The organism is Alteraquisediminimonas sediminicola, from assembly GCF_019740335.1.
Taxonomy (GTDB): Bacteria; Pseudomonadota; Alphaproteobacteria; order Sphingomonadales; family Sphingomonadaceae; genus Alteraquisediminimonas; species Alteraquisediminimonas sediminicola.
Genome location: NZ_JAHXZS010000009.1, coordinates 14,347 through 35,916 on the forward strand (window position 1 = coordinate 14,347; position 21,570 = coordinate 35,916).

Sequence of the window (21,570 nt, forward strand, 5' to 3'; positions counted from 1 at the left end):
TAAACGAGATGGGCTATATTGCCAGAATTCTCTATATCGATGACGATCCGGACATCCGCGACATCGTACAGATGGCGCTTGAACTGTCGGGTGATATCGAGGTCGCCGTTGCGGCAACCGGCGAGGAGGGGCTGGCGCTGGTGCATGGCTGGCATCCGGATTTGGTGATGCTCGATGTCTCGCTACCGGGCGTGGATGGCCCTGCGATTTTTCAACAAATTCGTGCGGATGCGGCGACCGCCAGCGTCCCCATCGCGTTTGTGACGGCACGCACCCAACCGGATGATGTGGCCGCTTTGCATGCGCTTGGTGCTTGTTGCGTTATTGCCAAACCCTTTGACCCCCTGACGCTGGCGCGTCAGGCATGTGGATGTATCGTGCGATGAATATCATTGAGGATCGGCTTTCAGCCATTCGTCTGCGGTTCGAACAAAGCGCCCATATGCGGGCTGTGACGCTGGATGCGTTGATCTCCAAGGCGAATGATGAGCCGGAGGTCGCGCGCCGCGAGATTGGCGAATTTTGCCATAATTTGGCGGGCATTGCGGGCATGCTCGGTTATCGCGATATCGGGGAGGCCGCATCAGCGGTCGATGGCTATGCCCGCGACCCGGTGGGCCAACTCGATCTTTTGCTGGCGATGGCAGAGGTGCTGTCCGGCTTGATCCATGCATCCGCGCCCGATGGTGAGCAGACGGCGGATTGATCAGGCTTTTTTCGCCTGATGGGCCTTGGGCAATGCCCAGATCAGGACCGAGGCAAGCGCTGAAATGGCGAGAATCCACGAGAACAGGTTGACGTAGGAAATGGTGCTGGCCTGCACCTCGACCAGCCGTTCGATCACCAGCCTTGCCTGAGTCATATTCAGGCCATGGGCGGCCAGCGTGTCGAGCGCGGGCTGTTTGTCATCCATCATCGCGACCGTTTCAGAACGGGCCACGCGCCCGCCATGTTCCCAAAAGCTGGTCATGCCCGAAACGAATATGGCCATCGTCAACACCCGAAAGAACGCGAGCAGACCGGCGGCGGAGGCGATTTGATGGGGTTTGACCGCGCCTAGCGCCATCACCGTCAGGCTCAGCGCGATAAATGCGCTGGCCATGCCCTGCATCAATTGGGGCAAGGCGAACCATCCAAGCGTCATATCGGTATTCGTCTGGATCCGGACCCATGCCACCAGTGCCATCCAGAGAAATCCACCTGAAACCAGATAGCGGCTATCCACCTTGTGCGCGAGCCGACCGGCCAGCGGGACGGCGATGATGGAAAACACGCTCATCGGCGCAAGCACATATCCCGCGAGCGTGGCCGTGTAACTCATCGTGGTCTGAAGCCAGAGCGGGACCATCACCGATGTCGCGATGATGACGGCATAGCCGACCGACAAGATCGCCACCGGCATTGTAAAACCGCTGTTGCGCAGGATTCTCAGATCGACGACCGGCTGATCGTCGGTCCATTCCCAGATCAGAAAGGCGATCAACCCAATCAAGGTCACCAGCCCCAATGTCACGATGACCGGTGAATGGAACCAGTCTCGATCACGGCCCATGTCGAGCATCATCTGCAGCGCGCCGACCCAAATCGCGAGCAGGAGAATGCCGACATAATCGATGCGACTTTTGATCTGCGCCGTTTCGAACGGCATCAACAATTTCACGACAAGCGGCACCGAGAATAATACGAATGGAACATTGAGGTAAAACACCCAGCGCCATGAATAATTATCGGTGATCCAACCGCCCACGATCGGTCCCAGAATTGGTCCGATCACGGCGGTCATGACCGACAGGGCGACGGCAGTACCCGCTTTTTCCGGCGGAAAGATCCGGAGCAGCATCGTCTGGCACAAGGGCAGCATCGGCGCACCACATAGGCCCTGAAACACCCGAAATACGATGATGGCTTCAAGCGATCTCGCCATGCCGCACAAAGCAGAGGAGATGGCGAAACCTATCAGGCCGAAAATAAATGTCTGGACCGTGCCGAATCTTTTCGCCAGCCAGCCACTCAATGGCAGGCAAATGGCCTCGGCAATGGCGTAAGAGGTGATGATCAACGTGCCTTGCGTCGTCGATACGCCCAGCGACCCGGCAATATGCGGCACCGCGACATTGGCGACGGTCAAATCGAGCATGACGAGGAAATAGGAGAGCGATACGCTAAGGGCGGCCATGAACAGCCGCAGCCCCTTCAAGGGTGCGGGCAGTGGCAATGCCAATGTCGGGGCATCGCTTGCGCTTGCCATTTAGCGGACCTGCACTTCCGCTTCCATCGACAGGCCGATCCGCAACGGATGGTCGCGCAGTTCCTTGGGGTCAATGGCGATGCGCACCGGCAGGCGCTGGGTGATCTTCACCCAATTGCCGGTGGCATTTTGGGCAGGAATCAACGCGAAGGCATTTCCCGTGCCGCCCGCCAATCCCATGACCTTGCCATGATAGACCACATCATCGCCATAGAGCATGGAGACCAGCGTGACCGACTTGCCGACCCCCACATGCGCCAATTGGCTTTCCTTGAAATTGGCATCGACATACAGGCTGTCGGTCGGCACGATCGTCATGATCGGGGTGCCTGCCGCGATGCGCTGGCCGATTTGGGCCTGACGCTGGCTGATGATCCCGTCAATCGGCGCGCGCAGCACGGTGCGGTTCATGTTGAGCCGCGCCTCTTCCAATTTGCTCTTGGCGATGATGACTGCCGGATTTGTATCGGCAATAGAGCCTTGGGTCAGCGCGAGGCTGGCGGCCATTTCCTCTTCGGCTGAGATGCGATTGGCTTCGCTTTGGCGAACACGTGCCTTGGCCAAGGCAAGCTCGCCCTTTGCCGCCGCCAGCGCATTGGTGGCAAAGGTCAGTTCATCCCCTGATACCGCGCCCGATTTGGCCAGCGCATCGCGCCTGTCATAATCGAGCGTCGCTTTTTTCAGCGCCGCCTCGGCGGTGGCGAGTTGCGCGGCTGCGCTCGTCATATCGGCATCGCGGGCGGTGACAGCGGCGGTCAATGCGGCGCCACCAGCCGACTGTTGCGAGAAAATACGGCGGGCGAGGGCATATTCGGCCTCTGCCCGGTTGAGCGCTATCGCCGCATCCGATGACGACAGGCGCGCGAGAATCTGGCCCTTTTTGACAAATTGGGTATCGGTCACCTCGACTGCCACAAGGGTCGAGGTAATCAGCGGGCTGACCACCGCGACATTGCCGCCGACATAGGCATTGTCGGTGGTCACGGTGCGCGACCCGATCAGCCAGTCATACAGCCCATAGAGCAGGCCTAAGCAAACGATCCCGATAGCCAGCAGCCCAAACAGGCGTTTGCGCTGGGCAAGGCGCAGGTCGCGCTCCACTTCTTGTGGATCGGAATTGTCAGTTGTTTCGGGTGCTGAGGTCACGCGGGGAGCCTTCATTGGAGATGGGCGCAGAGAAAGATGTGCGGTGAGTGGCGACATAACCGCCGCCAAGGCTACGGATCATCTGGATGTCGAGGATAAAGCCGCGTGTCTGCAACAAGGCATCGGCGCGGCTTTGTTCAAGCATCGCATCCTCGGCCATGAGTTCTTCCAGATAGGTCGCAAGCCTGCCCTGATAACGAGCCTTGGCGATGTCGAAGGCGCGTCCCGCGGCATCAAACGCGATGCGCGTTTCGCGCTGTCGATCCGCCAGCGATGAAATCGACGTCGTCGCATCCGCCACTTCGCGCAGCGCGGACAACAGCACGCTGTCATAAGAGGCGACGGCGCGGGCATATTCGGCCTGTGCGCCCTGATAGGCACCGCGCAGCCGTCCGCCGGAAAATAAGGGGAGGGTCAAGGCAGGGCCGACGCGGCCATAATCCGAACCATTGCTGGTCAAATTGCCGATGCCCAAGGATTGCACCCCGATGAAGCCCATGATGTTGATGTTCGGGAAGAAATCGGCGCGGGCGGCGCGGGTCTGCTGGGCGGCGGCCTCGGCACGCAATCGGGCGCTGACGATGTCGGGGCGTCGCCCCAGTAAATCGAGCGACAGGTTTTCCGGTAGGCCAAAGGGGCGCAAGGCTAAAGGAGCGGGGCGGGTGATGGCCATACCACGATCCGGACCAGCGCCAATCAACGCGGCCAATTGGTGGCGCACAAGGTCGATGGCTTCTCCGCTTGCGGCCAGTTCGGCCCGGGCAGTGGCGAGCCTTGCGCGCGCCAATTCCGCCGGGACTTGGGTGTCGAGACCATGCGCGACCCGTGCATTGCTGAGATCGAGCAAATCTGCGCGGATGGCGACCGTCCGCGCGACAATGTCCTGTTGCGCATAAAGGCCAGCGAGCGCGGCATAAGTGGCGGCGATGTCGGTTTGCAGGATCAGCCGTGCCTGTGCGGCATCGACTTCGGCAGCGTCGGCTTCGCTGACGGCGGCGGCAAGGGCTGCGCGGTTGCGGCCCCAAAGATCGAGGTCGATATTGACATCAAGCGTGGCCAAACCGGTGCCGTTCCAGCCCTGTGGCAGAAATTCGCGCGGAAAGCCGTTGTTGTAACTTTGTTTTTCGCTGGCGATCTCGCCATGTCCGGTGATGGACGGGGCAAGTGGTGCGCCTGCTTGTACAGCCAATGCTCGTGCCGATTGCATGCGGGCGATGGCGGTCTTCACATCGGGGGAGTCGGCAAGCGCTGCCGTCATCAGCGTATCGAGCTGTGGATCGCCATAGGCCTGCCACCAATGATCATTTGGCCAATCGCGATGTGGCGCGGTGAAGGCCAATGCAGTTTGATCTGAATGGCGTGTTGCCAGATGTTGCAGTTTTACGGGCGGCGGAGTGGAACATGCCGCCGTTGCCAACAATGCGGTCAACAAGATAGACGCTTGAAATTTCATCCGGCCCGGCTCTCGTCTGTTGCTATTATCATTGGTGAAATGCTCTTTTGACAGGCAGGACAATTCAGCCTGATTAAGTGGCGTCCACGCTTCTGTCGACCTGTGGTTTTGAATGATCGCCATATTATGCGCCTGTGATCGCGATGGTCAACATATGTGTTGATATAAATGAATGGCGGTTATTGGTGTCAATATTGACATTTTAGGCCTTGGCATTCACCCATTTCACGGCCATCAGCCACTATATGAAACCGCAACCTCCTCAGGAACGTTTGACGCCTCGACAGCAAGAGCGACGGGCCCGCATTCTTGATAATGCGCGTGAATTGGTCGCGGAGCATGGATATGATGGCGTGTCCATGCGGACAATCGCGCGCGAAAGCGGTGTCACTGAAAAGACGCTGTACAATATTTTTGGCAGCAAGGACGAGTTGATCGCGATTGCGGCGCGGGAACGTACCGTCAAAATATTCGATGAAGCGGCGGACAAGGCACCTGCTGGTAGTTGGGCAGCCTTGGTGTCTTTGGTCCATACTGTGGCTGAAAAGACTCATGAGCAGCCTAATATGGCCCGTGCCTTGATCCCGATTTTGACCCAGCATCCTGAGTTGGTGGGGCTGGAATATGTATATGCCCGGCATGTGCCAAAGGCGCTGGAAGAGATGCAGGCCGAGGGTTTGTTGGACAAGTCGATCACGATCGAGCGCGAGGTCAGGCTGATCCGGCTAGCGATTATTTCGGCTACAACGTTTTGGAATAGCAGAGAATTGGCGGATGACGAGCTGTTGCCCTATCTCAAAATATGTCTGGCGGAATCACTGTATCCGCTGGCATCCGACAGTTTTCGTCCGACATTGCACGCGTTCATTTTAAGCGCGCGGAACGATCTGCACGATTGATCTGTCGGCGGACTAGTACAAAATACAGCACGCTATAAAAAACATTGACTCTCTCACTCGGTGAAGTGCAACTTTGCTGCACTAATTAAGGGCCGTCAAAAAATGGCGATCCAAGGATGAGGTGAGGGGGGCTAAAAATAATGGGGGCAATGCGCCCGACGTCGCAACAGACGTCCTTCAAACATCAATTCCAAAACTGATCTCGCGGCAATTGTACATCCAATTGTCGCGCTGATGCGTCGCATCCTCATAGATGCGGCGAATGATGCAACGTGAAGTCAATATGAAAAAGGGAGGGGTTAGCTGATGAAGAGAGTCATCAATCCAGCATGGGGGCGGGGCTTAATGCTCGCCGGGGCGTCGGTCATGACGCTGAGCCTTGCGCCTGCAATGGCGCAGGAAGCCGAACAGACGGCAAAGGCCACGCATTCGGGTCTTGAAGAAATCACCGTGACGGCGCGTAAGCGCGTCGAAGACGTGCAAAGCGTGCCGATCGCCGTGACCGGGATCAGCGGTGCCGCGTTGGAAAATCGTTTTGTCGCTGACGTGCGTCAGGTGGCGAAATATATTCCGAACGTGCAGCTTGGTCAGGTGCAGTTTTCCGGCGCGACCTTGTCGGCATCTATCCGTGGTTTGACCTTTGCCGATATCGAACGCTCGTTCGAACCGGCGGTGGCGACCTCGATTGACGGTATTTTCCTCGCGTCCAACACCGGCGCTTTGGTCGATACGTTCGATCTGGAATCGATCGAAGTGCTGCGCGGTCCGCAGGGCACGTTGTTCGGTCGTAACACCATCGGCGGTATCATCAACATCCGTCGTTCGCGTCCGACCGGCGAATTCGGCGCCAAGCTCTCGGCCACGGTCGGCGCTTATGGCCGTAATGATTACAAGGCCGTGATCAACGCACCGATCATGCCGGGCGTATTGGCTGCCAAGCTCGGGATCTTCTCGATCAATGGCGACAGCTTCACCCGTTCGGCCTATACCGGCAAGCGCGATCCGGGTCTGGATCGTCTCGACATCACCGGCACCTTGCTGTTCACGCCGACGTCGGATTTCGAAGCGCTGTTCACCTATGAACATATGAAGGACCGCTCGCACTATCCGCAGCTGGTCAACATGTCGCGTGCGGGTTCACTCGCCTGCGATACCTTCAACCTGTGCTATGAAAACCATCAGCAGGCCTATGAATCGAGCGGGTTCAAGGCATCCTTCGCAGGTACGCCTTTCTATGTGCCGATGAATGCGAACAACTTCACGCTCAATTCCAAATATAGCGGTGAAAACTTCAACATCACCTCGGTCACGGGCTATCTGAAGAACAATGACGCGCTCGACATCGACAATATCGGTGATTCGTTGACGCCGACTTTGCCGCTGTTCAATCCGAAGCGTAAGCTTCATGGTAAGCAGTTCAGCCAGGAATTGCGCGTCGATACCGAATTTGACGGTGTGTTCAACATCGTGGCGGGTCTGTATTATTTCGATTCGACCTACCGTCTCGATTATCAGGATGTCTATGTCGCGGGTAATCTCGTCGATAAATTCACCGCTGGCCAGCATGCCAAATCCTATGCAGCTTTTGCCGAAACCTATTGGAAGCTGTCTGACGCCACGCGCGTGACGGTCGGCGGTCGCTACACCAAGGAAAAGAAGCGGTTCCATGTGACGAAGTACACGGACGTGCCGCCCTATAGCTGCCCGGATGTGACGTCGAACTATGCGCCGTGCCGCGATCCGAACCTGACCTTCAAGAAGTTCACCCCGCGCGTTTCTATCGACCACAAATGGGCCGACGACATCATGACCTATGTGTCATGGTCGCGCGGTTTCCGTTCAGGCGGTTGGAACGGTCGTCCGGGCTCGCTGGCTGAGACGATTGGGCCATATGAACCAGAAACCGTCGACAGCTACGAAGCCGGCTTCCGCAGCAAGTTCCTCGACAATACGGCGCTGTTCAACCTGACTGTGTTCCAGACCAACTATAAGAACAAGCAGGAAGATCAGATCCGTGCGAACCCGCTGAACCCGCAGTCGACCATCACCTTTGTGGAAAACGCTTCGGAAGCGCGTTTCCGTGGGGTTGAAGTCGAAGCACAGTATAAGCCGACGGATAATCTGCACATGTTCGCATCTGCTGGTTATCTGAAGGGCAAATATCTGTCCTTCCCGGATGCGGCTGGCAACGACCTCAGCGCGACGAAGAACCTGCGTTATGCACCTGATTGGAACGCCAGCTTTGGTGGCGATTACACCATTCCATTCGGTGCGGATGACAGCCGTTTCGTAATTGGTGCCAATGTCAAATATGTCGGTGACTATGCAACGGAATCCGGCAAGGACAATCTGGGTCTGAACCGCGAAATCATTCCGTCACATACGTCGGTTGATGCGTCCGTCAGCTATTATGGCAAGTTCGCCGGGGTGACGGAATATAAGCTGTCGGCCTTTGTCAACGATGCGTTCCATGGCGGTGGCCGTGTCGTGCGTTCGAGCCAGGCTGGCATCTTCTGGTTTGGCGATCGCACGCCGAACCGCACCTGGGGTGTTGAAATGCAGCTTGAATTCTAAGCCTGTAGTTTAACGTCAATGATGGCGTCCGTTCTTGATGGGCGGACGCCATTATTTTTCCGATTATGTGAACTTCGCTTTCATTCAGGACAATCTCAACATGCACATCGACTTGAATGGTAAGGTGGCGCTCGTCACGGGCGCGGCATCTGCACTTGGCCTTGGCTTTGCGACCGCGCAGATGCTTGGACGTGCCGGCGCAATTGTCGTGCTGACCGATATTGCCGGGGATGAAGTGGCGGCACGGGCCGCCGAATTACAGGCCGAAGGCGTGCAGGCGATTGCCCATCGCCATGATGTCACCAGTGCCGATGATTGGGGCATGGTCGTGGATGACGCCATCAAGCAATTTGGCCGTCTCGATATTCTGGTGAACAACGCTGGCATCGCCATGTTGCACCGCATTGAAGTTTTGGACCTGCCGCAATGGCAGCGTCAGATCGATATTAATCTCACCAGTATTTTCCTTGGTTGCAAGCCTGCCATGGCCCAGATGCGGGCGCAAGGCGGCGGGGCGATCATCAACCTGTCGTCGATCGCAGGGCTGGTCGGCGTGCCGGGGGCTTCGGCTTATGCGGCCAGCAAGGGCGGCGTACGCTTGTTCACCAAGGCGTTGGCACTGGAATGCGCGGGCGAGGGCATTCGCGTCAATTCCGTGCATCCGGGCGTGATCTGGACGGAGATGCAGCAGGTCGCCATTCGCGATAATCCTGCGCAATATGACATTATCAACGCCTCCATCCCGATGCAGAGAATGGGCGAACCGGATGACATCGCCGCGATGATCACCTTTCTCGCATCGGATCAGGCGAAATATATCACCGGCGCGGAATTTGTCGTCGATGGCGGCGTGACGGCGCAATAATCGCGGACTGGCAAGAGGGGGGAGCGATGCGCCGCCCTTATTGTCGAACATGCGCAGATAAAGGCCTTGGCCGCACCTCCCGCGGTCATGGGTCTTGGCCCGGCAGCTTTTGTTGCCGGGCCATCTTTATTTCGGCTGATGTGATGCGGTGATGCGGTGCTGGGGTGCGTACTGCATTTTTGAGCAGTTCAATGCCTTTGTTGATCGGCACATAGTCCTGCCCAAGATTGGAGAGACCATGAAAGCTGCATATTATATCGAAAACGGGGGACCAGAGGTCCTTATTTATGGCGATGTCGCCGATCCGGTGATCCGGCCCGACACGGTGTTGATCCGGGTATCGGTCATCAGCATCGAAGGCGGCGATTTGTTGAACCGTTTGGTCACGCCGCCGCCGCGTATTCCCTTTGTCTGCGGCTATCAGGCGGCGGGCATTGTCGAGGCGGTGGGCGAGGCGGTCACCCGTTTCAAAATCGGCCAGCGCGTTGTCGGCTTCAACTGGAGCGGCAGCCATGCCGAATTGTTCGCGGTGCCGGAGAGCTTCACCTATCCGATTCCCGACGATCTCGACATGGACCTTGCCTCGACGATCCCGGTGCCGTTCGGCACGGCGGCGGATTCTCTGTTTGAATTTGGCCAGCTCCAGCCCGGTGAAACGGTGCTGATTCAAGGGGCGGCAGGCGGCGTTGGCCTCGCGGCGGTGCAATTGGCGGCGCAGGCCGGGGCGATTGTTATCGGCACGGCATCCGGCAAGGATCGGCTGGAACGGGTCGCGACTTTCGGCATGCATCATGGCATCGATCATCGGTCCGAAAATATCGCGGAACGCTGCATGGAGATTACCGGCGGCAAGGGCGTCGATCTGGTCGTCGATATGGCGGGCGGTAAATCGACCGATCTGTTGATCAAGTCGCTGCGGTATCGCGGGCGTTATGCCGTGGTCGGCGCGGCGACGGGTGAATTGCCCAGTTTCGGGTTTTTCGATCTGATCCGTAGCAGCCTCACGGTTTATGGTATTTCGTTTGGGCGTGAAATGCACACCCCGCGCGCGCATGCCTTGCTCGCGGATATTGCCGCGCGCATGGGCAAGGGCGAACTGAAAATGCCGATCGAACGGGTGTTCCCGCTGTCGCAGGCGCGCGAGGCGCATGAATTTGTCGCCAATGGCCATCCTTTTGGCCGGGTGTTGATGCGCCCCTGACGTCCCATTTTTCATTGTTGCGGGCCGGATCGGTCCAAGGAGCGGTTCTAGTGGATAGCGAATTCGATTATATCATCGTGGGGGCAGGTTCATCCGGTTGCGTGCTGGCTAATCGCCTGTCCGCCAATCCCAAGCATCGCGTGGCGCTGCTGGAAGCCGGGGGCAATGACGATAGCATCCTTATCCATATGCCCAAGGGCATCGGGAAATTGGTCATCAACCCCAAATATACATGGCATTTCGGCGTGGATCAGCCGCGCATCGCGGGCGATCCGGCCAGCGAAATCTGGCTGCGCGGCAAGGGGCTGGGTGGATCGTCGTCGATCAACGGCATGATCTATGTGCGCGGCCAGCCAGAAGATTATGACGATTGGCAGGCACGCGGCGCCACCGGCTGGGGCTGGGCCGAGATGAAGCAGGCGTTCCGCGCGATTGAAGATCATGAACTGGGCGATGATGGCGTGCGCGGCAGCGGCGGGCCGGTCCATGTCAATACCGGCACGTTCCGTTACCCCTTGGCCGAAGCGATGATCGAAGCGGGCGTGGAAATGGGACTTGAACGCCGCGAGGATCTCAATCGCGAAGATCAAGAGGGCGTCGGCTATTATAACCACAACATCAAAAACGGTCGACGCGTAAGTTCGGCGGTTGCGTTCCTGCGGCCTGCGGCCAATCGTCCGAACCTCAAAGTGTTCACCAATACATTGGTCGACAAGGTGTTGTTCGAGGGCAAGCGCGTGGTCGGCGTGGCGGCGCGGATCAATGGCGCACCGGTCAATCTGCGCTGCAAGGGCGAAGTCATCCTGTCCGCCGGGGCGATGATGTCGCCGGTGATCCTCCAGCGTTCCGGCATTGGCGATGCGTCGCATTTGCGCGGGCTGGGGATTGATGTCGTCGTCGATAGCCCGGATGTCGGCGCACGGATGCGGGAGCATCTCGGCTTTTCCATGCCCTATCGCTTGAAGGGCGAGAAGGGCATCAATCATCGCTTCCACGGGCTTGGGCTGGTGCGTAGCGTGTTGGAATATTATCTGTTGCATAAAGGTCCGATGGCGACGGGTCCGTTCGAGGTCGGGGGCTTTGTGAAGTCCGAACCACAGGTCGACCGCCCGGATTTGCAGCTCTATCTCAGCGCATTCACCTTTGCGCGGGGCGATGATAATTTCCCGGTGCCGTTGGCGGATGTCGAGCGGGAGCCGGGCATGACAATCTATGGCCAGTTGCTGCGCCTGACCAGCGAGGGCGAGGTCCAGATCAAATCGGCAGATATGGATGCGCTGCCCAAGGTGACGCCGAACTGGCTGTCGACGCCCGAAGATCAGCATGCGGCGGTGGCGATGGTGCGTTATATGCGGCGCTATATGTCGATGCCCGCGATTGCGGGTTTCTGCGGCGAGGAAATCCTGCCGGGGCCAAAGGTGCAAAGCGATGAAGAAATCCTCGACATCGTGCGGCGCTTGTCCTTGTGCGGCACCCATGCGGTCGCAAGCTGCCGGATGGGTGGCGATGACAAGGCGGTCGTCGATGCGCGGGCGCGGGTGAAGGGTGTCACCGGGCTGCGCGTGGTCGATTGCTCGATCATGCCAAGCCCGGTTTCCGGCAATACCAATGCCCCCGCGATGGCCGTGGGTTGGCGCGCGGCGGATCTGATCATCGAAGATCAGCGGGCATAATTTGGATGAACGGCGGCGCAAACTTCACCTTATGAACGAACTGGGCGCCGCCGGTTCGTTCATACTGTCCAATGCGCCAGCTAGGCGGGTGATGAGCGCGCCTGCATGTTGCATCGAAAGCGCCCGTTCAAGGACGCGAAAAACGCGCGTGATATGAGGTGGAGAAGGGTTGCATGATCGATTTTCAGAAGATTTATCATACCGGCATCGTTGTCGATGATGTTGCCACGGCCCAGCGCGAGCTTGGCGAAACGCTCAACCTTGAATGGACGCCGCTCAGGATATTCGATCCCTTGCCGTTCTGGACGCCGGAAACGGGTCTTCAGTCGATCCGGGTCGAGGCCGTTTATTCCCGCCAAGGGCCACACCATCTGGAAATCGTGAAGGGGCCGAAGGGCGGTTTTTACGATCCTGCGAATTTCCCCGATGGCCGTCATATCGGCGTGTGGGTTGATGATTTGCAGGCTGAAATTGAACGGTTGATCGCGGCGGGCTGGAAGGTGCTGGCTGCCGGTGGCGCGCCCGAAGATGGCTATGGCGTATTGGCCTATCTGCGCCCACCCACGGCAGGGCTGGTGGTTGAACTGGTATCGGTGGCACTGCGCCCGGCGATTGACGAATGGCTGGCGGCGACCGAATAATGGTGAACCCAGCAGCACAGCAGGTGATCGAGATCACACCCGAATTGATCGCATCCGCCGGGCATTTTGCCGAGGGGCCGCGCGTCAGCGATGATGGGACCGTCTGGTTCAGCGATCTGCTGAACGCCGCTTATTATCGCCAGCGTCCCGGCCATGCGGTTGAAAAAATCGTGGCCGACCGTCAATGGATCGGCGGCGCGACATTCGATGAGGATGGGTCGCTGATTTGCGGCGGGCGTGGCGGGTTGGTCAAGATCGACCTTGCGACCGGCCAGCAGACGGATTTGCTGACGGAGATCGGCGGAGAACCGATCATCGCGATCAATGATGTCGAAGCGGACCGTCATGGCGGGCTGTTTGGCGGGACGATTGATTTTATCTCCATTCTTGAAAAGGGTGAAGCCCCGCAACCGGGCAAGTTGTTTTACCTTTCCAACGCCGGCGAAGTCCGCGTGTTGCGCGATGATGTGCTGGCCTCCAATGGTATCGCCTTCAGCCCGGATGGATGTTTCCTCTATCATTCGGAAACATCGCGCGGGGTGTGGCGCTATGCGCTTGATGCGGATGGCATGCCGACTATGCCGGGCGAATTGCTGATCGAACTGCCGGACAGCGATGGGCTGGTGGTCGATAGCGCCGGGGCGATTTGGGTGGTGCGTTGGGACGCGTCGTTATTGTGTCGCTATCTCCCCGATGGCACGCTGGATCGGACCTTGACCTTGGGCTTTCCGCATCTTGTCAGCCTTGCCTTTGGCGGGCCTGATCTGCATGATCTGTACATATCCACGGGTGGCAATGCCGCCGATCAGGAACGCGGCGGGGTGGTGAAATTCCGCATCGAGGTGCCGGGCCAGCGCGATTTTAAGACGCGCTTTTCCGGGCTTGGTGGTAAAACATTATGACTAGCGCCGCGACGAGTTTTATCCAGATCGAACCGGCGGGCGATGGCATTCAGATCATCCGGCTGAACCGGCCTGATGCGCGCAATGCGTTGACCCTTGATATGATCCGCGAATTGCGGGCGGCGCTCGCCACATTGGAGGCTGATCCCGATTGCCGGGTGGTGATATTGGCAGGCGAGGGGCGGGCCTTTTGCGCGGGGCTGGATCTCAAACAGGTGATCTTGGGCGATGATGCGCCCAAGGGACCGATTGAAAATATGGCGTTGCAGGAATTGTTCGCCGGGACGATGCAGATCATCAACCGCCTGCGCCAGCCGGTGATCGCCGCCGTGCAGGGCGCAGCGGCAGGCGCGGGCTTTGGCATTGCCTTGGCCGCCGATATTCGCATTGCCGGGCCATCTGCCAATTTCATGATCGGCGCGGTGCGGATCGGATTGAGTGCGGGCGAATGCGGGATCAGTTTTCATTTGCCCCGGTTGATCGGTGCAGGTCGCGCGTTCGAGATCATGCTGACGGGTCGCCCGGTGCTGGCGGAGGAGGCGCTGTCATTCGGGCTGGTGAGCCGCATCGCCGCCAGCGATGACGAGGTGTTGGCGGAAGCCTTGGCCACCGCCCGGATGATCGCGGCCAACAGCCCTTATGCGGTCAAGCATACCAAGCAGGTGATGTGGGCTAATCTCGACGCCCCCAATCTGGAAAGCGCGATTGAGCTGGAAAATCATGTCCAGACGCTCGCGCTGTTGACCGATGATTTTGCGGAGGCGTGCAGCGCCTTTATCGCAAAACGCCCGCCCGTTTTCCGGGGGCGTTGAATTTATCACGAGTTTTCATGTTGTTGAAAATTTTTAAAAAGGAGAGTGCATCATGGCTAATATCGCAATTACTGGCGCCGGACGCGGCATCGGCTTGGAACTCGTGCGGCAATATGCGGCCAATGGCGACCGGGTGTTCGCTTTGTGCCGCGATCCAGCCGGTGCCGCCGCGCTGAATACGCTGGCTGCCGCATCGGGCGGCAAGGTCACGGTCCATCAGATGGATGTGGGCAGCGATGATTCCGTCAAGGCGGGCGCAGCGTCGACCGGCAATGACAAGATCGATGTGTTGTTGAACGTCGCTGGCGTCACCGGCCCGACCGAGGCTGAACTCGAACTCGGCTCCTCCGATTGGGCGGCATGGAATGATGCGATCAACATCATGACCATGGGTCCGCTGCGCGCATTGCAGGCGTTTCTTCCGCGCATGGAAGCCGGTGCCAAGGTCATCAACTTCAGCAGCCAATTGGCGGCATCGACCTGGCCTTATGGCGGCTATTATGCCTATGTCGCGGCAAAAGCGGGCCTGAACCGCGTGATGCGTTCGGTAGCGATTGATCTCAAGGATCGTGGCATCATCATCGGCCTCGTGCATCCGGGCTGGGTGCAGACCGACATGGGCGGCGCTGGCGCCGATATCACCACCGAAGAAAGCGCCACCGGCATTCGCAAGGTGACTGCCGATTGGACGCTGGATCGCAGCGGTGATTTCCTGAAGTGGAATGGCGAAACCCACGCTTGGTAATTGCCAAGGTTGAAAAATGAATAAAAGGCGCGGCAGGATCAACCTGTCGCGCCTTTTTATTTACCAGTTAAAAATATGCCCCGATCAGCGATGAAGGCCGGTCGGGGCTATATTTCTATCAACGCGTGGGCGTTGGTTCCGGCGTGGAATAATCATAGAAGCCGCGCCCGGATTTGCGACCGAACCAGCCTGCTTCGACATATTTGAGCAGGATCGGGGCCGGACGATATTTGGGATCGCCGGTGTCATCCTGAAACACTTTCAGCACGTTCAACAGCGTATCAAGGCCGATCATATCCGCCAGCGTCAGCGGACCCATCGGGTGGCCGAGGCCGAGCTTGATGCCCTTGTCGATGTCCGGGATCGAGGCAAGGCCTTCGCCAACAGCGAAAAAGGCTTCATTGAGCAGTGGCAACAGGATGCGGTTGACGACAAAGCCCGGTGAATCCTGTGCGACGATGGTGTCCTTGCCGATCAGCGCGCCGAATTTCTGGGCGAGAGTCGCGGTCTTGTCGCTGGTGGCGATGCCCCGGATGATTTCTAGCAACGGCATCAGCGGTACCGGGTTGAAGAAGTGCAGGCCGATGAAACGGCTCGGATCGGAGGATGCCTGTGCCAGACGGGTGATCGAGATCGACGAGGTGTTGGACGCGAGGATCGCATCGGGGCCAAGCACCTTGCCGACTTCGGCGAAGATCAGCCGCTTGATATCTTCACGTTCGGTCGCGGCTTCGATCACGAGTTCAGCGTCAGTCATCGCTTCATAGCCTGCGACCGGGATCAAATTGGCCAAGGCCGCATCGGCTGCGTCCTTCGTCATTTTGTCCTTTTCGACCAGACGCGAGAGTTGCTTGGCAATGCCAGCCTTACCCTTTTCCGCCAGTTCGAGCGACAGGTCGGACAGATAGACCTGAAGTCCGGCCAAGGCCGATACCTGCGCAATGCCTGCGCCCATCTGGCCAGCACCGATAACTGCAATCTTCTTCATGAATGAACCCTTGATGTTACGTTTTAGCGTGGAAGTGATCGATGGAGCGTCTTTGGCACTCCATCGATCAGCTTTCAACCTTACTGATGCAGGACGTGATAAATGCGCTTGGTGAACAGCCATTTCCCATCGATCTTGGCCAGTTCATCATCATATTGGCCGCGCACCTTGATTTCCGTGTCGGTGCCGGGAACGGTAAATATCTCCGAGGTATAGACGCGTGCCTTGGCTTTATCGCCATCGACTTCGATCGCCCCGGGCGTGGCGATGTAGATCATCGACGGCTTATTGGGGTCGCCCTTGCCAAAGGCCTCCAACGACGCGAGCCAGCCTTTGACGATGGCATCGCGGCCAGTGAAGGCTTCCAGCCCTACAAATTCTGGCAGCGACCAGAAACTGTCTTCCGCCCAGACGCCGCTCCATGCGGCCTCATCCGAACGCATCACGGCATCTGCATATATTTCAATCAGTTCGCGGATTTCGACGCGATCCTGCAACGGGCCTGTATATGCCATATTCTTATCCTCTTATCGGCGACCTTCGAGATAGTCGTTCAGCACTTCATGGAAAAAGCGCACGCGGGTTTCCTGCGCGGGCAAATAGGCATCGGTATAGCCGCGCGAATGCATGCCCGCCTGCATATCGGCGGCCAGCATCATATCCTGGAAGACGATCTGCCCTTCCAGTTCCGGCACACCCTTGCCACCGTCAAAATCGCGATGTTCGCAGGTTTCGACTTCTGCCAATGGCTTGCGCCCGGCCATGATCGATTCCACCTCGGTCTGCCCTTCGACCGGGAAGGCCATGCACCACAGATCGAAATAGCATTTTTCGGGATCTTCCGCGTCCGGTTCCGACCTAAAGAAGATGAGATTATCCGGCAGGTACGAGATCGTCACATTGGGGAAGAAGACCGTGTGCGGGCTGTCGGTCAGCTCTTCGTCGTTCATATGCTCATAATGCTTGTAGCCGCGCTCTTTCCACAGGCGCTTTTTCGCGGCCTTGAGGTCGAGCCAGCCCTGCATCGCCTTTTCTTCATAGCTCGCATAGCTTTCGGGATCGATATCCCATTGGCGTAGTACGAAATCATAGGGATGGGGGATGTGTGCAGGCAGGCGATCCGACAAGGACGGGCGCATCGGCTGCACCGTGCGGCCATGGCCACCGGGGAACATTTCATGCCGCGCCGTATCGACATCCTGATCGATCCAAGGCGGCACCTGCGGATGGGCGGTGCGGGTGTGGTAGGACTCACTGAAATTATCGGTGACGAATTTCCAATTGGCATCGACCTTGATCCGATACCATGCGACCCGCACCGCTGTATCCATTGGATAGTTCTTGTAAATTTCCGGCATCGGATCGAGATATTCAAGTAATGACGGTGCGTTCTTGTCCATCGTGTACCAGACGAAACCACCCCAGATTTCGCAGCGCAATTCATTGAGCTTGAGCTTGCCGCAGGGGTTGCCCTGCGGGAAATCTTCCGGGTCCTGCGCGTCGTTCAACACGCCATCCTTGCCCCAGCGCCAGCCATGATAAGGGCAATGGAAGCCGTTGCTCGACGATGTTTCATGCACCAGCCGCATGCCGCGATGGCGACAGCTATTATAGAATGCGCGAACCGAACCGTCGTCCTGACGCGCGCAAATGACCGATTCCTTGAGGAAATTATGGACGAGATAATCGCCCGCTTCCGGGATTTCTGCGGTGCGACCGGCGACATGCCAGATCCGCGTCCACATATGATCCCATTCCTTCTGGGCGAATTCCTTCGAGAAATAGCGATCCCCGGTGAGCGGATCGCCACGTAAATTCGATGCATCGCGCCCGTCCATCGTTAACGGGTGTTTCGGAATCTCGGTCATTTGCGCTACTCCTATAATCAATTATTATGTTGTTATTGATCGTATCAGTCGACGAGTTGCAGGATCATCTTGCCTTCGTTCTGGCCGCTGAAAAGCTTCATAAAGGCCGGATAGGCATTCTCGATGCCATGTTCGACATGTTCGTCGATCCGCAATTTACCTTCAGACAGCCATTGGGCGATTTGCAGCCCGGCTTCGTGGAATCTGGCGGCATAATCCATAATGAGAAAGCCATGCATCGTCGCTTCATGGACGATGAGCTGCCAGATGTTGCGCGCGCCGGTGCGGCCTTCCTTGTTATTATATTCGCTGATCAACCCGCACAAGATGATCCGCGCCTTTTTCGCGAGGTTCATCAGTCCGGCATCCAAAATGTTGCCGCCGACATTTTCAAAGATGATGTTGACGCCATTCGGGGCTGCTTTGCCAATTTCTTCGGCCAGTTGATCCATCGTCTTGCCGCGATAATCAATCGCGACATCAAAGCCATAATCCTTGATCAGCCGTTCGCATTTCTTGGCACCGCCCGCGATGCCGATGGTGCGGCAGCCCTTGATCTTGGCAATCTGGCCGACGACCGATCCGACCGCACCCGCCGCGCCCGTGACGAGCACCGTCTGGCCCGGTTGGGGCTGGCCGACTTCCAACAGGCCGAAATAGCCGGTTAGCCCGACTGCGCCCATGCCGGAGAGGAAGTAAGAAGGCGAGGGGACGCCGCTCACATCGATTTTGGCGGTGAAATGACCGGGCTCGACCAGCGAATATTCCTCAATCCCGGTCAGGCACAGCACCCAGTCGCCAATTTTATATTCGTCATTGGCCGAGCTGTGGACGACACCGACCGTCGTCGCGCGGATCGGGTCGCCAAGGGCGATCGGCGGCATATAGCTGGGGGCGTCGTCCATCCACCCACGCTGTGCGGGGTCGAGCGAAGCAAAATGATTTCGCACGACAAAACTGCCGTTCGATGGCGTTGGGATAGCGGCTTCCTGAAGCTGGAAGTCTTGTGGGGCGGGGTCGCCCTGGGGGCGGCGAGCCAGCAGAAAGCGGCGATTCACTGTCATTGATCTAGATCCTCTTTTTGAATTTTCATCCTCGTGGTGTGGCGGCTGAGACGCACCTGTAACAAGTGGCAGTTAAAACAACTTGGGCCGAAACCTAGTTCCGCCACGCTTTCCCGGCAGTTTTGTGAAGTCCGGGGAATCTTTGGAGATCATCTTGAAAAATACTTACATCACGCACGCGCTGTTCATGGCGATGGCCGCATCGGCCTTTGCTGTTCCTTCGTTGGCGCAAGAAACCAATGCTGTCGCTGATCAGGCTGATTCCGGTGGACTGGAAGAAATCGTCGTTTCGGCGCGTCGTCGTAACGAAACCGTGCAGGACACCCCGGTCGCCGTGACCGCGATCTCGCCGTCGCAGCTTGAGGCATCTGCCGCGCTGACCATCGGCGATTTGCAGGGCGCAGCACCGAACGTGTTGATCACCAGCGCTGGCACCGGCGCTGCTGCTGCCAACATCTCGATCCGTGGCATTGCCTTTGCCGACATCGAAAAGTCGTTTGACCCGGCTGTCGGCGTCAACATCGATGGCGTGTACATCGGCACCTCGACCGGCCAGATGCTCGATTTCTTCGACATTGGCTCGATCGAAATCCTGCGCGGCCCGCAGGGTACGCTGTTTGGCCGCAACACGATTGCAGGCGTGGTCAATATCAAGCGTTCGCGTCCGACCGGCGAATTCGGCGGCAAGTTTGAAGCGAGCTATGGCTCCTACGATCAGATGGGCCTGCGCGGCGTATTGAACGTGCCGGTCATCAAGGATGTGCTGGCGGCCAAGTTCTTCGCCTTCCACAATGAAAGCGATGGCTATTACAAGACTGTTGGCACTGGCCAACGTCGCGGTGGTTCCAACAACGAAAATTTCGGTGCGAGCTTCCTGTTCACGCCGGGTGATCGTTTTGAATCGCTCTTGACCTTTGACAAGCAGGTGCAGGATTTCGATCCGATCCTCGGTCCACTGAGCCGCACGGGCGATGCGTTTGCGGGCGCGCTGCCGGCTGAGTTTGTCGATGGCAACAACACCGATAATGTCTATCGCGTTGTGGCGCCGTCGCAGCAGATGGTCGGCACCTATAGCTCGCCGGGCGTGACCAACGAGATGAATCTCGACCTTGATGTCGTGAAGCTGACCTCGGTGACCGCCTATCGCGAAAGCGACGATCAACTGCGTCAGGATTATTCGACGACCGGCCTGTATTTCGCCGATCGCGATCAGCAGTACAAGCAGTTCAGCCAGGAACTGCGCGCCTCAGGCAAGCTGTTCGACGGCTTCGATTATGTGGCAGGCGTCTATTATTTCAACAGCCGCTACCATATCGATCAGTTCACCAGCGTCTTCTTTGGTGCGCCGACCCATCAGGATACGACCGGCTGGTCGAAGTCCTATGCTGGTTTCGTCGACTTCAACTGGGAAGTGATGGACAAGGTCCGCATCTCGGGCGGTGGTCGTTACACCTATGACAAGAAGAAGCTGCAGACGGCATTCACCGATCCGTCCAACGCGGGCGCTTCGTTCACCGGCGACAAGAACAGCGAATGCTGGAAGAAGTTCACGCCGAAGCTTGGTGTCGACTATCGTCCGAACGAAGATCTGATGGTCTATGGTTCATGGTCGCGCGGTTACCGTTCGGGTGGCTTTAACGGTCGTGGCCTGACGCCATTCGCGTCTGCCTTGCCTTATGATCCGGAAACCGTGGATGCGTATGAAATCGGCCTGAAGAGCGAATTCTTCGATCGTCGTTTGACGCTGAACCTCGCGGCTTTCTATTCGGATTATCAGGACATCCAACAGACGACCACCGTTTCGGTGCCGGGTGTTGCCCTGCCGCAGACGATTGTCAGCAATGCCGCGAATGCCAAGATCAAGGGTCTTGAAGCCGATTTCTCCGCCAAGCCGATGGATCGTCTGACGGTCCGTGGTTCGGTCGGATACACCGACTCCAAGTTCAAGGGCTTCATTGTCAACCAGCCGGTGGCAACTGGCCCGACGACCTCGATCTCGCGCAGCTTTGACTTCTCGGCGGTCGACATGATCTACGCCCCGAAGATCACGGCGTCGATCAATGCGGAATATAAGTTGCCGCTCGGCCCGGGCGACCTCAAGTTGAACGCAGGCTATCGCTATCTGTCGCGTTATGACCAGCAGATCTCTGCTGATCCGGCGCTGTATCCGACAGCACTGGCATCTGCGCCGACCGACATCATTACGGTCGCGCAGAATGATCCGCGCTTGCGCTCGGATGCGCAGAACCTGTTGGATGCAAGCGTGTCCTATGTGTTCTCGCTCGACAATGGGTTGAACTATCGCCTCACCGGCTATGTGCGCAACCTGCTGGATGATCGCGGTACCAACACCTCGTTCGTGGCATCGAACTTCCCCGTATATTGGGGCTTCGCCACGGCACGTGAACCGCGCGTATTCGGCGTGCAGCTCGGTGTGGATTTCTAATTCCACTAATAGCTGATTGAACGAAAGGCCGCGATGGGAAGCTCC

The 21,570-nt window shown here is 57.9% G+C and carries 19 protein-coding genes; 12 read left to right on the plus strand and 7 right to left on the minus strand.

Features of this window, described 5'->3' with window-relative positions; all coding sequences use genetic code 11:
* Positions 1-8: 8 nt before the first annotated feature.
* Positions 9-386 carry a response regulator gene (locus K6117_RS13955; protein ID WP_221796592.1) on the plus strand — a complete coding sequence of 126 codons (378 nt, stop codon included), beginning with the start codon at positions 9-11 and terminating at the stop codon, positions 384-386.
* Entirely contained in the window at positions 383-706 is a 324-nt protein-coding gene (locus K6117_RS13960) for an Hpt domain-containing protein (RefSeq protein ID WP_221796595.1), read from the plus strand. Before K6117_RS13955 ends, K6117_RS13960 begins: the two co-directional genes overlap by 4 nt.
* Here K6117_RS13960 and K6117_RS13965 read toward each other — a convergent pair whose 3' ends face one another.
* Genes K6117_RS13965 through K6117_RS13975 form a run of 3 tightly spaced genes read right to left on the minus strand, consistent with a single transcriptional unit; the run spans position 707 to position 4,847 of the window.
* A complete protein-coding gene (locus tag K6117_RS13965; protein ID WP_221796598.1) occupies positions 707-2,248 on the minus strand; it encodes a DHA2 family efflux MFS transporter permease subunit in 1,542 nt (513 codons plus the stop codon). It lies immediately after the preceding gene.
* A complete protein-coding gene (locus tag K6117_RS13970; RefSeq protein ID WP_221796600.1) occupies positions 2,249-3,409 on the minus strand; it encodes an HlyD family secretion protein in 1,161 nt (386 codons plus the stop codon).
* Positions 3,369-4,847 (minus strand): efflux transporter outer membrane subunit, encoded by a 1,479-nt coding sequence (locus K6117_RS13975; protein WP_221796603.1) that lies wholly within the window; start codon positions 4,845-4,847, stop codon positions 3,369-3,371. The genes K6117_RS13970 and K6117_RS13975 overlap by 41 nt, the downstream gene beginning before the upstream one ends.
* A gap of 245 nt (positions 4,848-5,092) precedes the next feature.
* On the opposite strand from K6117_RS13975, the gene K6117_RS13980 reads away from it, so the two are divergent.
* From K6117_RS13980 to K6117_RS14020, 9 genes are all read left to right on the plus strand, one after another.
* A complete protein-coding gene (locus K6117_RS13980) occupies positions 5,093-5,746 on the plus strand; it encodes a TetR/AcrR family transcriptional regulator (protein ID WP_221796606.1) in 654 nt (217 codons plus the stop codon).
* Positions 5,747-6,052: 306 nt separating this feature from the next.
* Positions 6,053-8,320 (plus strand): TonB-dependent receptor, encoded by a 2,268-nt coding sequence (locus K6117_RS13985; RefSeq protein WP_221796609.1) that lies wholly within the window; start codon positions 6,053-6,055, stop codon positions 8,318-8,320.
* Positions 8,321-8,357: 37 nt separating this feature from the next.
* Positions 8,358-9,185 carry an SDR family NAD(P)-dependent oxidoreductase gene (locus K6117_RS13990; RefSeq protein ID WP_484771507.1) on the plus strand — a complete coding sequence of 276 codons (828 nt, stop codon included), beginning with the start codon at positions 8,358-8,360 and terminating at the stop codon, positions 9,183-9,185.
* A gap of 238 nt (positions 9,186-9,423) precedes the next feature.
* On the plus strand, positions 9,424-10,386 hold the full coding sequence (locus tag K6117_RS13995; protein WP_221796612.1) for a quinone oxidoreductase family protein: 963 nt from the start codon (positions 9,424-9,426) through the stop codon (positions 10,384-10,386).
* 50 nt (positions 10,387-10,436) lie between these two features.
* Entirely contained in the window at positions 10,437-12,059 is a 1,623-nt protein-coding gene (locus K6117_RS14000) for a GMC family oxidoreductase (RefSeq protein ID WP_221796614.1), read from the plus strand.
* A 173-nt stretch (positions 12,060-12,232) separates the two neighbouring features.
* Positions 12,233-12,700, plus strand: a complete 468-nt coding sequence (locus K6117_RS14005; protein ID WP_221796617.1) for a VOC family protein — start codon at positions 12,233-12,235, stop codon at positions 12,698-12,700.
* Positions 12,700-13,602 carry an SMP-30/gluconolactonase/LRE family protein gene (locus tag K6117_RS14010; protein WP_246605119.1) on the plus strand — a complete coding sequence of 301 codons (903 nt, stop codon included), beginning with the start codon at positions 12,700-12,702 and terminating at the stop codon, positions 13,600-13,602. The genes K6117_RS14005 and K6117_RS14010 overlap by 1 nt, the downstream gene beginning before the upstream one ends.
* Positions 13,599-14,414 (plus strand): enoyl-CoA hydratase/isomerase family protein, encoded by an 816-nt coding sequence (locus K6117_RS14015; protein ID WP_221796620.1) that lies wholly within the window; start codon positions 13,599-13,601, stop codon positions 14,412-14,414. The genes K6117_RS14010 and K6117_RS14015 overlap by 4 nt, the downstream gene beginning before the upstream one ends.
* A gap of 52 nt (positions 14,415-14,466) precedes the next feature.
* Complete coding sequence (locus K6117_RS14020; protein ID WP_221796622.1) at positions 14,467-15,159, plus strand: SDR family oxidoreductase; 693 nt, start codon at positions 14,467-14,469, stop codon at positions 15,157-15,159.
* Positions 15,160-15,277: 118 nt separating this feature from the next.
* Here the strand turns inward: K6117_RS14020 and K6117_RS14025 are convergent, their stop codons facing one another.
* The 4 genes from K6117_RS14025 to K6117_RS14040 all read right to left on the minus strand — a co-directional run bounded on the left by K6117_RS14025 (position 15,278) and on the right by K6117_RS14040 (position 19,079).
* The gene (locus K6117_RS14025) at positions 15,278-16,147 is read right to left on the minus strand and encodes a 3-hydroxyacyl-CoA dehydrogenase family protein (RefSeq protein WP_221796624.1); all 870 of its coding nucleotides are present in this window, start codon (positions 16,145-16,147) and stop codon (positions 15,278-15,280) included.
* A gap of 80 nt (positions 16,148-16,227) precedes the next feature.
* Positions 16,228-16,662, minus strand: coding sequence for a nuclear transport factor 2 family protein (locus tag K6117_RS14030; protein WP_221796627.1), 435 nt, complete (start codon positions 16,660-16,662; stop codon positions 16,228-16,230).
* A gap of 12 nt (positions 16,663-16,674) precedes the next feature.
* Positions 16,675-18,015 carry an aromatic ring-hydroxylating oxygenase subunit alpha gene (locus K6117_RS14035; protein WP_221796630.1) on the minus strand — a complete coding sequence of 447 codons (1,341 nt, stop codon included), beginning with the start codon at positions 18,013-18,015 and terminating at the stop codon, positions 16,675-16,677.
* Positions 18,016-18,059: 44 nt separating this feature from the next.
* Positions 18,060-19,079 (minus strand): NADP-dependent oxidoreductase, encoded by a 1,020-nt coding sequence (locus K6117_RS14040; protein WP_221796633.1) that lies wholly within the window; start codon positions 19,077-19,079, stop codon positions 18,060-18,062.
* A gap of 154 nt (positions 19,080-19,233) precedes the next feature.
* Here K6117_RS14040 and K6117_RS14045 point away from each other — a divergent pair, with 154 nt between their 5' ends.
* Positions 19,234-21,525, plus strand: coding sequence for a TonB-dependent receptor (locus K6117_RS14045; protein WP_246605120.1), 2,292 nt, complete (start codon positions 19,234-19,236; stop codon positions 21,523-21,525).
* Positions 21,526-21,570 lie beyond the last annotated feature (45 nt).

What these genes read in the sequence shown, in the direction of transcription:
- K6117_RS13955 (WP_221796592.1), top strand. Translation starts at nt 9, where the DNA reads ATGGGCTATATTGCCAGAATTCTCTATATCGATGACGATCCGGACATC.
- K6117_RS13960 (WP_221796595.1), top strand. Translation starts at nt 383, where the DNA reads ATGAATATCATTGAGGATCGGCTTTCAGCCATTCGTCTGCGGTTCGAA.
- K6117_RS13965 (WP_221796598.1), bottom strand. Translation starts at nt 2,248, where the DNA reads ATGGCAAGCGCAAGCGATGCCCCGACATTGGCATTGCCACTGCCCGCA.
- K6117_RS13970 (WP_221796600.1), bottom strand. Translation starts at nt 3,409, where the DNA reads ATGAAGGCTCCCCGCGTGACCTCAGCACCCGAAACAACTGACAATTCC.
- K6117_RS13975 (WP_221796603.1), bottom strand. Translation starts at nt 4,847, where the DNA reads ATGAAATTTCAAGCGTCTATCTTGTTGACCGCATTGTTGGCAACGGCG.
- K6117_RS13980 (WP_221796606.1), top strand. Translation starts at nt 5,093, where the DNA reads ATGAAACCGCAACCTCCTCAGGAACGTTTGACGCCTCGACAGCAAGAG.
- K6117_RS13985 (WP_221796609.1), top strand. Translation starts at nt 6,053, where the DNA reads ATGAAGAGAGTCATCAATCCAGCATGGGGGCGGGGCTTAATGCTCGCC.
- K6117_RS13990 (WP_484771507.1), top strand. Translation starts at nt 8,358, where the DNA reads ATGGGCGGACGCCATTATTTTTCCGATTATGTGAACTTCGCTTTCATT.
- K6117_RS13995 (WP_221796612.1), top strand. Translation starts at nt 9,424, where the DNA reads ATGAAAGCTGCATATTATATCGAAAACGGGGGACCAGAGGTCCTTATT.
- K6117_RS14005 (WP_221796617.1), top strand. Translation starts at nt 12,233, where the DNA reads ATGATCGATTTTCAGAAGATTTATCATACCGGCATCGTTGTCGATGAT.
- K6117_RS14010 (WP_246605119.1), top strand. Translation starts at nt 12,700, where the DNA reads ATGGTGAACCCAGCAGCACAGCAGGTGATCGAGATCACACCCGAATTG.
- K6117_RS14015 (WP_221796620.1), top strand. Translation starts at nt 13,599, where the DNA reads ATGACTAGCGCCGCGACGAGTTTTATCCAGATCGAACCGGCGGGCGAT.
- K6117_RS14020 (WP_221796622.1), top strand. Translation starts at nt 14,467, where the DNA reads ATGGCTAATATCGCAATTACTGGCGCCGGACGCGGCATCGGCTTGGAA.
- K6117_RS14025 (WP_221796624.1), bottom strand. Translation starts at nt 16,147, where the DNA reads ATGAAGAAGATTGCAGTTATCGGTGCTGGCCAGATGGGCGCAGGCATT.
- K6117_RS14030 (WP_221796627.1), bottom strand. Translation starts at nt 16,662, where the DNA reads ATGGCATATACAGGCCCGTTGCAGGATCGCGTCGAAATCCGCGAACTG.
- K6117_RS14035 (WP_221796630.1), bottom strand. Translation starts at nt 18,015, where the DNA reads ATGACCGAGATTCCGAAACACCCGTTAACGATGGACGGGCGCGATGCA.
- K6117_RS14040 (WP_221796633.1), bottom strand. Translation starts at nt 19,079, where the DNA reads ATGACAGTGAATCGCCGCTTTCTGCTGGCTCGCCGCCCCCAGGGCGAC.